Source organism: Neiella litorisoli, assembly GCF_014773395.1.
GTDB lineage: Bacteria > Pseudomonadota > Gammaproteobacteria > Enterobacterales > Neiellaceae > Neiella > Neiella litorisoli.
Genome location: NZ_JACXAF010000033.1, coordinates 1 through 12757 on the forward strand (window position 1 = coordinate 1; position 12757 = coordinate 12757).

Below are 12757 nucleotides of genomic sequence, written 5' to 3' on the forward strand. Positions count from 1 at the left end.
GCGATAAAGGCCAGGATAACGACCATCTTTTCGAGATTCTCTTTCGTTTGCATACGTAAGTTTTCAACTTGCGCCCCGCCACTTTTCCAAGCCTTGCTGCGGAAGGTCTTCGCCGGAGCAAAACGCTCCTTTTTCTCGCACTGTTTAGTATTCAGAAAGGAGTGTTTTACTCCAACTCAGACACGCCGTGAAATCTTCCCTGATGGCTCTGCCGCAGCATCCCTGCTGCGGAAGGTCTTCGCTGGAGCAAATCACTCCTTTCTCCCGTGCTGTTTGGTATCCAGAAAGGTCGGGACATGGCCGTGAGTCGCAAATAAGCTGTGCCTCAAAAAGCAGGGATGCTTTTGTGGAGCGCTCCATGGATGGACTTGAGCGTCACTGCGTTTTGCGAGTTACGGCCTTGGCCAATATAGCCTCAGTGTCTGAGTTGGAATAAAACACTCCTTTGCGGGCTAGCCGCAGAATGCGCAAAAAAGCCCACTCAAAGTGGGCTTGTCAGAGTTATTTCGACAACGGCGCAATGACTACTTCAGCATTAACTCAGCAATCACTGGCACCGGCGCGTTGCCGTAGCTCAGGAAAGTTTCGTTAAAGCGCTTAATCGAATAATCCTCGCCCCAGGCTTGCTTGGCTTTATCGCGTAGCACTAGGATGTCACTGAAACCGGCGTAATAGCTGGTCAGCTGCACCTGACTCAGTGTTGCTCGACGCCATTTTCCTGCTGCTTCGGCCTGTTGCTGGAATGCCTGATTCACCATCAAATCCATCGCCTGCTCTTGCTCCATACCCAACACCTGAATGCTGTAATCCAGAATAGTGTTGGTCACCACGCGCAGGTTCCACTTGTAGTACATCAACCATAGCTCTGGCTCGAAGTCACCGTAACCCGCTTCCAGCATCATCCGCTCGGCAAACACCGCCCAGCCTTCAATCATGGCGCCGTTGCGGATAATCGACTTGATCAAACTTGGTGACTTGTTGGCATATACCAGCTGGGTGTAATGGCCTGGGATCGCCTCATGAATGTTGAGCACTTGCATCAGGTATTGGTTGTACTCGCGCAAGAAACTCTCGGCTTGATCGGCAGGCATATCATCAAGCGGCATGACATTGTAGTAAGTATTTGCTTTCGCATCGTAGGGGCCGGGAGCTTGGATCGATGCCACTGCATAGCCGCGCATGTACTCGGGCGTGTGGCGGATCACCAAGGGCTTATCGTCATCCAAGGTCATCAAATCGTTTGCTTTGATAAAGGCGATCAGTTCGGGAATTTGCTGCTCAACGGCGGCTTTAAATTCGGTTGGCTTGGCGTGAACTTGGGACAATCGCTCAAGCATTTGAGCAATGGCTTGCATGGGTTCTGCAGGCATTGCTTGATCGGCGAAGTACTTCGGCCATAGTTCTGTGGTGAGCTCCGCCATTTTGCCGTGAATCATTTTTTGGTCGGCCAAGGCGCGCTCGTAGAGCTGTTTGGCGGTCAGCTGGGATTGGATGTCAAAAGCAAATTTTTGCTCATACATGGCTTCGCCAAGGCGATAAACGGGATCGGCGCCTTCCGCTTCTGGTAGTAGGCCGGTTAAGAAATCGACATAACTGGCAACGGCAATTTGCGCAGCTGATAGACGCGCTTCAAATTCAACTTTTTCTGCATCCGTCATATCGCTAGCAAGCGCTTTGGCGAGCAATTCATCGCTCAGCACCGAGGCCACACCTTGGTTTTGTTGAATCGCCAAGCGGGTTTGCGGAATGGCAGGGTTAGATATATTGGCCTGAGCGGCCTGATAGTAAGCAGGGACGTGCTCAAGACGGCTGAGTACAGTGCGAAGTCGCTCGATTTCCGGCTTGTAATCACCATTAATAATTTGGGCAAAGCCGCCTGCGACATTGTACTCGCTTGGATCCCACTGCCAGCTTTTGAATGTTTCGAGCTGCCAAATAGCTCGCTCGACGAAATTTGCCATTAACGACAAATCAGTGCGCTGGTGCTCGGTTAGTTCGCTGCTAAGCAGTTGACTGATACTGGTTTGCTGTTGTTTCAGCCATTGCAGTTCTTGCTCGCGGCGCTGCTGATCGGCAATTGGTAGTTGCGCGTCATAATCGTAATAACCAACGTAGAGCGCAAATTCTGGGTATAGCTGCCACAACTCATCAACAAACTGGTTGCTGTATTGAGTCGCGTTGAGTGTTGGTTGCTCGGCAGGCTGCGCGACGATGGATGATGCAGATGGTGCCTGATTGGTGGTTTGAGTCGATTGCGAGGGTTGAGAGCAACCGGCTAGTAGTGCCCAGCTTAGCGCTGAGGCGATGATGGCTTTTTTCATTGTTAGTGCCTTAATTGTGATCAACTGGCGGCATCAATCCCGCTCGTTGGTTTACCCGAACTGTCAGCAAAGCACGGTAGCAATGGCTCTCCAAGCTTGCAAGCCGGTGATCAAAATCGCGCTTTTGCGCTTTCAATGAGAGGCGTTGGACCACTATTTTCATTGTTATCTACACTTAGTGCTGACCTGATCATGTAGAAGGAGTTACAAGTGTTAGGTAGTCATTTTCAGCTTCGTGTAAAGCTTACTCATTTAATTGCATTTCTGGTTTTTATTCCGCTGCTGGTGCTGGTCATCATGCTGGTGCGGGCAGTGCTTGCCGCTCATCAGCAAGTGGCGCAGGCAGAAGATCGTCAAAGCATGGTGGCACTGGTCGCAGTGATGGATGGAGTGGCTCATCAGCATGCCGTTGAACGCGGCTTGACCGCAGGTTTCTTGGGTTCAAAAGGAACCAAATTAAGAGCTGAGTTGAGCAGTCAGCGTGCGAAAGCGGATAACGCGGAACGAGAGCTAGCCGAATATGCGCAACAGTCGCATCTGGTTAAACAGTCGCCGGCGATTGAAAAAGCGATTGTTGGCGTTCAACGTCTGCTCAGGGAAAAGGGCCGAGTGCGGCAACTGGTTGATAGGCTTGATCCGAGCGCCGGAGCCTTTGCTTATTATTCCAACGTAAACCGACAAGCTCTCAATGGCTTGCAAACAGCCATGTTGCAACTGTCCGATCCAACCTTGGGTAACGAAGTAGAAGGTCTGCGTTTGTTGCTGTGGCTGAAAGAGCGTGCAGGGCAAGCGCGCGGCGCCATGAATGGCGCTTATGCTAGTCGTAAAGTTTCGCCGTTGAAGTTTGCTGATATTCAGTTCTACATCAATGAAATCAATGAGCTGCAAAAGTTGATTGATATGCGAATGCCGCAACCTTGGCAGGGGCAATATCAACAGATTTTGCAGCAAAGCTCATGGCGTCAAGTTGCGCAGCTGGAGCAGGAATTTCTTGCTCAGGCCAATCTTAATGCCGTTGAAGGGCCGGAGCCGAGTGTTTGGTTCGGCCTTGCCACTGACCGAATTAAGTTAATTAAAGCGGAAGCCGACCAGTTGAGCGCTTTCCTCTCTAGTCAGGCAACGGAGCAAGCCCAAGACAGTCGTCAGGCGCTCTGGTTGTATGTGGTATTGAGTGTCCTTATGGTGGTGGTCGTTGTTGTTATCACCAGCGCCACCATGTCATCAACTGCGCGCCGCGTGCAGGGCATTCGCAACGTCTTGGCCAGCGCCACCCTCAACAAAGATCTAAGTGGCCGAACCAAAGAGACTGCGGCAGATGAATTAGGAGTGATTGGTTCATCCATCGACCAAATGATGCAGGAGTTGTCCGATATTATTGACCGTGTCGTTGAGATTTCAACGAACACCTCGGCTACGACAGCTCAAATTGATGATGCCAGCAATCGCGCGTCGGATTGCACTAGTCAGCATCATAGTCAGACTGATCAAATCGCCTCGGCAATCACTGAAATGGCGCAGTCATCGGAAGAAATAGCCGGCTTAACCGAAAAAACGTCGGTGTTAACCGGTGAAGCGGAGCAGCGTGGTAGCTTTAGCCAGAACAAAACTGCCGAAGCGAAGCAATCCATCGAGCACCTAGTGGCGTCCCTGTCGGAATCCAATCAGGTGGTGAATGAACTGGCTAAAACCGCAGAAGAAGTATCGAGTATTCTCGACACCATTAGCGGTATCTCTGAGCAGACTAATTTATTGGCATTGAACGCAGCCATTGAGGCGGCGCGGGCGGGCGAACTGGGTCGTGGCTTTGCCGTGGTTGCCGATGAAGTTCGCAGTTTGGCGACCAAAAGTCAGCAAGCCACTGAAGAAATTCGCTCAGTGATCGGTGCCATTCATAACAGTGCTGAGTCGGCGATCGAGCACATGAGCAGTAGTGTTGAAACCGGTGGTCGGTCGATGTCGTTGTTTGATGAGTCGATGACCGCTTTGCAGGAGCTATTTGAAGAAATTCAACAGGTTCGTTCAATGAATGAACAAATTTCCACAGCCGCCCAAGAGCAGAGCTGCGTTGCTCAGGAGATCAGCGAGCGGGTCGTTGATGCGGTTGCGTACTCTAACCAAACCCTGACTGCGGTTGCTGAAACTCGGCAAATCTCAGGCGAGCTGAAAAAGAGTGGCGACGAGTTAATGAGTCGTGTTGCTGGTTTTCATACCTTGGCTAAATAACATTTAGGTATTGTGCGTCAGCGTCGGTAAGGTCAGTTTCCAGCGAATGGCAGAGAGCCGCACGACAAGTGTCACCAGCATGCCGATAGCAACTGAGGCATGCCATTCAAAGGCCAGATGATGGAGGCCAGCGTAAGTCAGTGCGCCAGCTAAAGAGGCCGTAGCGTATATTTCACGGCGCAGGATCAGCGGCACCTGGCCGGATAGTAAATCGCGGATCATGCCGCCAGCGACGCCAGTCATCACGCCCATGACGACTGCCACCGTAATGGAAACTTCAGCAGATAATGCCCGAGACATCCCCATGATGGTAAACAAAGCCAGACCAAAGGCATCGGCGACGTTTAAAATCCGGTAAGGCCAGCCGCGGGTCAGTGGCCAAATCATGGTGATAAAGGCCGTCACTGCGATGACGTAAAGGTAGTTATGATCGTCAATCCAAAACGGCGTAATGCCCAAGAGTAGATCTCGCAAGGTACCGCCGCCGATGGCGGTGACACCGGCTAGGATCAGTGAACCGAACGGATCCATTTGCAACTGCCGCGCCGCCATAGCGCCGGAAATGGCGAATACGGCGATACCAATTAAATCAAGTGCATACATCATTTTCTGGGCCGCCAGCGGCGTTTGCCGGAATTGCGTTTGTGGTCTTCACATTTCTGTTCGATGACTTCCAAGTGAATATTAATGGCTTCGGCTGAAATGCGGATCTCCCAGACCGATAGTGCCAGCGAGTAGGCCAGCATCAGTAAGCTGATGGCAAACAGGATTGAGCCGGAGTGCTGGTAGCCCATGTGAACCAAGAACATGCAAATCACGCAAAACAAAAAACTGCCCACGCCAAATGCCTGCATTTGTTTGATCAGGCTGATACGACGGCGAAAATTAACCACCTGTCTGACCGTCCGTTCATTGCTTAAATCGGCCTCGGAAAAAGCCCGAACCACAGTAGCTAACGTTAAAAAGCGATTGGTATAGGCCAACAACAGCAAAGATATCGCTGGAAAGAGTAAAGCGGGCGTGGTCAGTGAAAGCTGCATCATGGCGATTGCGTCCAGGTTGTTTTAGCCGGCAAATACTATCCAAAAGGTGTGGCTAACGATGCCGGTCCAGATCAAGCTTAGCAGTAGCATCAGGTGCCAATTAATTTGCTTGAGCGCCAGTTGCACGTCGCTGGCAGTTGGAGGCCTGTGATTATCAAAGCGCGGCCGCTGATATTTACGACCTTCATAAAGGGCTGGGCCTCCTAAATCACAGCCCAGCCGATGTTGCGCCATCGCTAAGGTATAACCGCGAGCCTTACTGCGAAACTGACTGGCCACAGCGAGGTTTAGTTTGGCTAATCGACGTGATGCAGTTAATCCCAGCCATCCGGCCCAAATCAGTTGCGGGACCAGATCAAGCAAGGCTCTCAAGGTTTTCAAATGATGACCAAAATGGCCTTGCCGACGCAGTCGCGGATGCCACTGACGCGATAGTTGGAGGATCAGGTAATACCCCAAAGCCCACCAAATGCCGCCAATGGCATACCAAAATAGCGGTGCGAACTGATCATGAAAGCTGCGCAGATAAATTGCCTCAATGGCGGCTTTATTGGCGCCAAGTTCCGATAAGGTGTCGCAATCACGAGCCAACCAACGACTCAGTAAGGTTCGGCGTAATTGTTTTTGGCTACTGGCGACAGTCGCAAAGCGAGTGAGCTGCTGTTGCATTGGTCGCCACTGCAAACACAGCGTCAATAACAGCCATTCAACGAGCATGGGAAATGGCGAAGCGGCCAGTGCAAACAGCGGAAGAGGAATGGTAAACAGTAATAAAATCAGCGTGGCGAGTACCCCTGCGACAACTTGCTGAGAGGCAGGGCGCTCCGGCTTTAACACTTTTTGCTGCAGCGATTGGCTTAAGCCGTTGAGTAATTGACTAGGGTGATACGCGGGCGGAATGGGCACCAGTCGCTCAGCAACTAATGCCAAGGTGATCACCCATAACCAATCGTAAGTGTTAACAAGAATGGTGCCCGCGTATTGCATTTATAGCTTGGGTAGCATCTGCAAGATGAATTTAGAGGAGTGCAGCGCTGCTTGCTCAAGGAACTCATCAAACGAGTGCGACGACTCTTTACCGGCAATGTCAGACAGTGCGCGGATCACCACAAAAGGCACCTCAAACTTGTGGCACACATGGGCAATTGCAGCTGCTTCCATTTCACAGGCGATCATATCTGGGAAGTCTGCGCGGCATTTGGCGACTCGCTCAGGATCAGCCATGAATATATCGCCGGTACAAATCAGGCCGGTTTTTGCTTGCACATCAGCCATTTCAGCGAAGGTATCTGTAGCCAGCGTCATCAGCTTTGGATCGGCGCTGAATGCTGGTGGCAAAGACGGTAGTTGGCCCATTTCGTAACCAAATGCGGTAACGTCGGCGTCGTGATACCGGACTTCGGATGAGACCACTACATCACCAACATTGAGGTTTTGATCGAAGCCGCCAGCCGAACCTGTATTGATAATAATGTCGGGCTGAAATTCTTCGAGTAATACCGTAGTGCCGATTGCCGCTGCCACTTTACCGATGCCGCATTGCAGCAACACCACCGAATGACCCGCTAGCGTGCCGTTGTAGAAGGTGCCGCCAGCGTGGTGGAGGGTGTCACATTGTTCCAGTTGTTCGCGCAGGATAGCGACTTCCTGCTCCATTGCGCCAATAATGCCAATTTTCATCGTGAGTTGTTTACCGCGTTAGATTTCGCTGCAGTGTACCTTAGGTCAGTGACGTGCGCATGAACTTCAATAAATCGAGCTTAAATTCATCGGGCCGAACACTGCATTCAATTTCATCGCTGCTATGACTGCTGGCTAAATCGATGTGTTTGATTTCGGTATGGTAGCCACCGCTGATGCTATAAAACGCGGTGACTTTGGGTTTTAGCGGCTGGTCAAAATTGTTTTCAATTACCATCGCCAGTTTGTTGCTTTTGAGCTTAACCAGACTGCCGACTGGGAACACGCCAACACAGCGGATCAGCTGCTTCATCAGGTCGTTATCGTATGCGTTGGGTGTGCCGTTGGTCATGATTTTAAAGGCCGTTAATGGCGATACGGCGTCTTTATGGGGGCGGTCTGATGTCATCGCGTTATAGCTATCAATCAGGGCAATCATTCGGCCATAAATATTAATTTCATCCCCTTCAAGGGCTTGCGGATAGCCCGAGCCGTCGAGGCGCTCATGGTGCAGTCGAATCACATCAAGTGATTCGGTGGCAATGCCGGGCATTGAGCTGGCTATTTCGACACTGTAGCCAACGTGTTGTTTCATTTGCTCAAATTCTTCTGGGCTGTATTGCCCTGTTTTATCGAGCACGGCTTCGTCGATATGAGTTTTGCCCACATCATGAAGTAGGGCGCCTACGGCGAGCTTCTCGATGATGTCTTGATCAAATTCCAGATAGCGAGCGAATACGCTCATCATAATGGCGCTGTTGAGCGAGTGCTGGTAAAGGTACTCGCGCTTATTTTTCATCTGGCACATCATCATCAGGGCATTTTGATCGTTAAACACCGAGTCAATGATGCTGCTTGATAGCGACTCCACCTCTTTCAGATTGACCGATTTTCCTTTTTTAATGTTTTCGATCATTTGGCGCTGGATGTTTTTGGCGTCATCGTAAAGTTGCATCGCGGCCTGAACCTTTTCTTCAAAGGTCTGGTTGGCTTTGGCAGGCTGTTTCTCAGCGGACGGCGTCGGCGGGCTGTCTGCTTCAAGTTCGCTTCGCTCGGGATCAATCCAGACTTTCAAAGCGCCTGATTTTTTCAGGTTTTGCAAGGTGGTTTGGGTACGAACGATACCTTCGGTTTTGACCCGCAACGCGGCATTGGCGGTGACGACCTTGACCACAAACATGCCGATTTTTAGCTCATTGATATCTACTTGTTTTAAGTCATTGGAGTGCATGAGGTTACCTGCCCTGTGCCACTTAGTGATTCGATTGCAAAGCCGTTAGCTCGACGGTCGCCGTTGCCTCTTGATCGGTGATCATCCACTGGCTCTCTTGCTGCGTCATGGCCAGATTCATGGACCGCTGTACTAACTGAGCTAGCCCATCGAGTTCGTCATCGCGAATCTGCAGTATGGTCAAATTTCGCAGTGATTCAACTGCTTGCCGGTGCTGAGACCACCAAACTGTTACCGCGTTATCGCCATAGCAAAATAAGTAAACCTGTTTGGCTTTGTGGCAAGCTTTTTTCAAGCGCTTTGGATCGGGAGTACCTAGCTCAACCCAGCGTTCGATGGTGCCGTTGTCGTGCAGTTGCCACAGGTCCGGCTCGTCATCGGTACTTAGGCCTTTGCAAAACTGCAGATTGTCGTCGGCCAATGTAGCAAACGCCAACAGCCTGAGCATGACCCGGCGGTCGGTCTCTGATGGATGTTGGGCGATGGTCAGCTGATAGTCCTGATAATGATGACGATCCATATCGGCAATGGATAAGTTTGCTTTCAGAATGGTTGCTTTTAATGCCATGAGTTTTCGCTGGTTGTGGTGGCGGAGGCGAGTGAGCCCGCTATGAGCGGCTCGAGTCGTGATAACATTTGTCGCTGATTCAACAACTAAGTTTTGCTGGCTGTGATTATACAACCCGATTGGCGCATTTTAACTATTGGTGATGGCGACTTGTCGTTTTCTCGCTCGTTATGGCTGAATCATCAGCCGCAAGCGCTGTGCGCCACCACATACGATAGTGTTGCTGCCATTGAAGACAAATACGGCCTTGAGCATTGGCGCGCACTTGATCAGCTGCAACAGCAAGGGCTGCCCTGTCAGGTGATCAATCAGGTGGATGTCACCGAGCCAAAGAGCTGGGCGGGTATTACCCTACATCATTTTGATTTAGTGGTGTTTCAATTCCCGCTGGTGCCGGCGATTGGCTCTGCTGAGAATTATCAGCAGCTGCAACAGCACCTGAGTATCAACACCCTTAATCGGCGATTATTGCATCTTTATTTGAAACACAGCTTTGAATCATTTCTCGACCCTGCCGGTCAGCAACTCGCTTGTATCACTTCCAAAGACGTTAAACCTTATCGAGACTGGGGGCTGGAATATGCTGTTGGTCGCCATTTGCCTGCCGAATTTATTGGCGTTTGCGATTTTCAGGCGGCCGATTTTCCCGGTTATCAGATGCGCAATGTTGACCGCTCTGGTCAGGTCAAAGAGACGGCGGCGCGCACCTTTTATTGGAGCACGCGGACGCAGCCGAAGCTGCGCCAAGCGCTGACGATGCCAGCGTATTTACAGGCTAATTATTGCCAGATGTGCCGCAGTGGCCCCTTTGCCACCGAGCAAGACTGGCAAGCCCATCGAGCCAGTAAGCGGCACCAGCAACTGCAGGCATTTGACCAGCAGTGGGACTACTATTTAAGCAATCGCAGCTAGCAGTTCACGTTTTGTCAATTTTGAACGGAAATGTTCTGGTAAAGATTGTTTTCTATCAATTGCTTTCAGCGGCGGTTTGTTAGCGTTAGCCTGCTTAAGCTATGTATTTTTATGGATTTGCTTTTTTCTACAAGGAGAGGTGGAGTATGAGCTTATCAATTAAGCAGCGGCTGATTGCCTACGTCGCTATTATTTGTGGCATTCAGGCCGTTGTCGCCATTATCGCATTTTCTAATCTGGCATTGATTGAACGCCATGTCAGAGGCATTGCCGAGCGCGACATCCCAGGCATTTCAATCCTGACACTCATCACCGAACATCAACTTGAACAGGAAATCTTGTTTGAGCAAGGTTTTCGCTACGCGCTGGAAGCCAAACAACGCGATGACGCCGCCGCCGATTTTAAACGTGCCCGAGATGCCTTTGCTGGCTTAAACAATACCCTTCGAGGTGAATTACAGCAGGGCGAATTATTGTTCGAACAGTCGGCCATCGCGGCGAGTACGCAGGGTGAAAAAGACGAATTCAAGTCCGCTTTACAGCAGCTTCAGATGATCCATCACCACCATGACTCGTGGGCGCAGCACGTGGCGGCCGTGTTTGATTTACTGGCGCAAGGCAACTTTCAACGAGCTGAAATTGAAGCGAAGGCGGTTGAACACGAGGCCGCCCAATTAACCGCCGAAGTGGAAGCCTTACTTCATGAAATAGAACGCTTTACTGGCCTTGCCGTGCATGCCATCGAAGATGAAGCCAGTCACTTGGAAACGATGGTGGCAGCACTGGCGGCAGTACAAATCGCCATTGCGGTGATTGTCGCTGGCTTTCTGATCCGCTTTATTGCAGGTGGTTTAGGCAGCGCTGAAACAGCCTTGACCAAGCTGTCGACGGGTGATTTTGCTACACCGGTAGCAGCCAATTACGCCGGCGAGATTGGCACCTTGCTGCGTCATATGGAGCAGACGCGTGCGAAAGTAGCTGATTTGCTGCGGCAGGTCGCCAGCTCCACCGATGAAGTCAGTGGTGCGTCAGCGGCGCTGGCCTGCTCCAATGTGTCGGTGCAGGAAAATGTACAGCACCAAACCGATCAGACCGAGCAGGTCGCGGTCGCCATTAATGAAATGGCGGCAACGGCCTCCGCGATCGCAGAAAATTCCTCCATGACCCATCACTCTGCTGAGCAAGCGGCCAGTCAATCCAACGAATCTCAGCGCATCAATGAGCAGGCTAACGAATACACCCGTCAGCTTATTATCAGCTTGAGCCAAACGGGGGATGCGCTGACCGAACTGGACCAAAACACAGGCACCATTGCCTCGGTGCTTGATGTTATTAAAAGCATTGCCGAGCAAACCAACTTGTTAGCGTTGAATGCTGCCATTGAAGCCGCCCGAGCAGGCGAACAAGGCCGAGGGTTTGCCGTAGTTGCTGATGAAGTTCGCCACTTAGCACAGCGCACTCAGGAATCCACCGCCGAGATTGAAACCATGATTGAGAAGTTCAAGCAGGGCTCCTTGCAAGCGGTGACCAGCATGAACCAAAGTCAGCAGCTGGGCGAGCAAACCATTACCGCATCGGAGCAAGCGTCTGAGCTGATGATTGAAGTCAATCGCCTGATCACCAGCCTCAACGACATGAACTTGCAAGTGGCCAGCGCTGCCGAGCAGCAAAGCTCGGTGGTTGAAGAGTTAGGCCAGAATATCGAAGCAGTGAAGGTTTCCGCCGAGCGTAATTCAGCCGAGGTGAGCGCAGTAGCCGCAACCAGTGAAGAGCTCAGCACCACGGCCAATAATCTCAAGATGCTGGTACAGCAATTTAAACTAGACCAAGGAAAATCGGGCCATGCCCAGAGTGCCGATGCAGTGAAAATTGGCGCTGAGTTTACGCAGCAGAATCAGAACTTGTATCAGTCGGTATAGTTAACTTCAGTTGCCAGTAATACTGCTGATACTTCAATGGTCTAGCCATCGATTGAAAATGTTAGCTTGTATTAGGGTTATGTGTTTAGATGCTGCCCCGTGAAGTTTAATTCTCACTTTCTGAGCCAAGGATAGGTAAGAAAGTTGCATTCTCGAATGCCTGCCTCCTATGTCTTGCTTCAGCTGCTTGAAATGAGCATCAGTGATATCAACTCCAGAACTAGATAAGGAAATCTCACTATGAAATTTATTGCAGTGGCGACGCTAACAAGCGTTCTGCTTACTCCCGCTTTTGCGCTAGCAAACGAAGAAACCACTTCTAACTCGAATTTTTATGCAGGCGCCAACATCAGCGCGATTACTCTTGATCTTGGGCCAAGTGATGTCGACTTTGGTGTGGCTGGTGTGTCATTGGGTTATCAATTCAACGACTATTTCGCTGTTGAGGGCCGCTTAGGTACAGGCTTTTCTGATGATGATATTGAGCAGTTTGAGCTTTCTGTAAATCATCAATATGGTGCGTATTTAAAAGCTGCTTATCCATTTGATAATGTTGTTCCGTATTTGATCGTCGGTTACACCGAAGTTGAGTTAGAAGCAGAATTCGAAAAAATGTCGGCCACTGATACTGAACAAGATACGTCCTACGGTGTGGGGGTTGCTGGCAACTTTGACGGCTGGAATATGTACATCGATTACATGAATTATATTGACAAAAATTCGGTCGAATACTCGGGCTGGACAGTGGGTTTTAACGTCACATTTTGAGTTAGTTTAGATAGCTCCATTCAAACTATTAGCTAGTTTGGTAGAAAAAAACGCTCGGCTTGTGCCGAGCGTTTTGCTATCTGGTGATTCAA

Annotated in this window: 11 protein-coding genes; 4 read left to right on the forward strand and 7 right to left on the reverse strand. The window is 50.5% G+C overall.

Features of this window, described 5'->3' with window-relative positions; translation table 11 throughout:
- Positions 1 to 524: 524 nt before the first annotated feature.
- Positions 525 to 2321, reverse strand: a complete 1797-nt coding sequence (locus IC617_RS17635) for a DUF885 domain-containing protein (RefSeq protein ID WP_191146308.1) — start codon at positions 2319 to 2321, stop codon at positions 525 to 527.
- 210 nt (positions 2322 to 2531) lie between these two features.
- Between IC617_RS17635 and IC617_RS17640 the strand changes: the two genes are divergently transcribed.
- On the forward strand, positions 2532 to 4544 hold the full coding sequence (locus tag IC617_RS17640; RefSeq protein ID WP_191146309.1) for a methyl-accepting chemotaxis protein: 2013 nt from the start codon (positions 2532 to 2534) through the stop codon (positions 4542 to 4544).
- 3 nt (positions 4545 to 4547) lie between these two features.
- Here IC617_RS17640 and IC617_RS17645 read toward each other — a convergent pair whose 3' ends face one another.
- Genes IC617_RS17645 through IC617_RS17670 form a run of 6 tightly spaced genes read right to left on the reverse strand, consistent with a single transcriptional unit; the run spans position 4548 to position 9066 of the window.
- Positions 4548 to 5150, reverse strand: coding sequence for a trimeric intracellular cation channel family protein (locus IC617_RS17645; RefSeq protein ID WP_191146310.1), 603 nt, complete (start codon positions 5148 to 5150; stop codon positions 4548 to 4550).
- Positions 5147 to 5587, reverse strand: coding sequence for a DUF2721 domain-containing protein (locus tag IC617_RS17650; RefSeq protein ID WP_369410431.1), 441 nt, complete (start codon positions 5585 to 5587; stop codon positions 5147 to 5149). The genes IC617_RS17645 and IC617_RS17650 overlap by 4 nt, the downstream gene beginning before the upstream one ends.
- Positions 5588 to 5608: 21 nt before the next feature.
- Positions 5609 to 6574 carry a cobalamin biosynthesis protein CobD/CbiB gene (locus IC617_RS17655; RefSeq protein ID WP_191146311.1) on the reverse strand — a complete coding sequence of 322 codons (966 nt, stop codon included), beginning with the start codon at positions 6572 to 6574 and terminating at the stop codon, positions 5609 to 5611.
- Positions 6575 to 7267, reverse strand: coding sequence for a 5'-methylthioadenosine/S-adenosylhomocysteine nucleosidase (gene mtnN / locus IC617_RS17660; RefSeq protein ID WP_191146312.1), 693 nt, complete (start codon positions 7265 to 7267; stop codon positions 6575 to 6577).
- A 40-nt stretch (positions 7268 to 7307) separates the two neighbouring features.
- Positions 7308 to 8498, reverse strand: coding sequence for a cyclic di-GMP phosphodiesterase (locus IC617_RS17665; RefSeq protein WP_191146313.1), 1191 nt, complete (start codon positions 8496 to 8498; stop codon positions 7308 to 7310).
- 22 nt (positions 8499 to 8520) lie between these two features.
- Complete coding sequence (locus IC617_RS17670; RefSeq protein WP_191146314.1) at positions 8521 to 9066, reverse strand: YaeQ family protein; 546 nt, start codon at positions 9064 to 9066, stop codon at positions 8521 to 8523.
- A 102-nt stretch (positions 9067 to 9168) separates the two neighbouring features.
- On the opposite strand from IC617_RS17670, the gene IC617_RS17675 reads away from it, so the two are divergent.
- From IC617_RS17675 to IC617_RS17685, 3 genes are all read left to right on the forward strand, one after another.
- Positions 9169 to 9978, forward strand: a complete 810-nt coding sequence (locus tag IC617_RS17675; RefSeq protein WP_191146315.1) for a Rossmann-like fold-containing protein — start codon at positions 9169 to 9171, stop codon at positions 9976 to 9978.
- A gap of 146 nt (positions 9979 to 10124) precedes the next feature.
- Positions 10125 to 11897: a methyl-accepting chemotaxis protein gene (locus IC617_RS17680; RefSeq protein ID WP_191146316.1), complete on the forward strand. Its 1773-nt coding sequence runs from the start codon at positions 10125 to 10127 to the stop codon at positions 11895 to 11897.
- 240 nt (positions 11898 to 12137) lie between these two features.
- Positions 12138 to 12665 (forward strand): porin family protein, encoded by a 528-nt coding sequence (locus IC617_RS17685; protein ID WP_191146317.1) that lies wholly within the window; start codon positions 12138 to 12140, stop codon positions 12663 to 12665.
- Positions 12666 to 12757 lie beyond the last annotated feature (92 nt).

Coding starts and splice junctions, on each gene's coding strand:
- IC617_RS17635 (WP_191146308.1), bottom strand. CDS start 2,321: ATGAAAAAAGCCATCATCGCCTCAGCGCTAAGCTGGGCACTACTAGCC.
- IC617_RS17645 (WP_191146310.1), bottom strand. CDS start 5,150: ATGATGTATGCACTTGATTTAATTGGTATCGCCGTATTCGCCATTTCC.
- IC617_RS17650 (WP_369410431.1), bottom strand. CDS start 5,587: ATGATGCAGCTTTCACTGACCACGCCCGCTTTACTCTTTCCAGCGATA.
- IC617_RS17655 (WP_191146311.1), bottom strand. CDS start 6,574: ATGCAATACGCGGGCACCATTCTTGTTAACACTTACGATTGGTTATGG.
- mtnN (WP_191146312.1), bottom strand. CDS start 7,267: ATGAAAATTGGCATTATTGGCGCAATGGAGCAGGAAGTCGCTATCCTG.
- IC617_RS17665 (WP_191146313.1), bottom strand. CDS start 8,498: ATGCACTCCAATGACTTAAAACAAGTAGATATCAATGAGCTAAAAATC.
- IC617_RS17670 (WP_191146314.1), bottom strand. CDS start 9,066: ATGGCATTAAAAGCAACCATTCTGAAAGCAAACTTATCCATTGCCGAT.
- IC617_RS17680 (WP_191146316.1), top strand. CDS start 10,125: ATGAGCTTATCAATTAAGCAGCGGCTGATTGCCTACGTCGCTATTATT.
- IC617_RS17685 (WP_191146317.1), top strand. CDS start 12,138: ATGAAATTTATTGCAGTGGCGACGCTAACAAGCGTTCTGCTTACTCCC.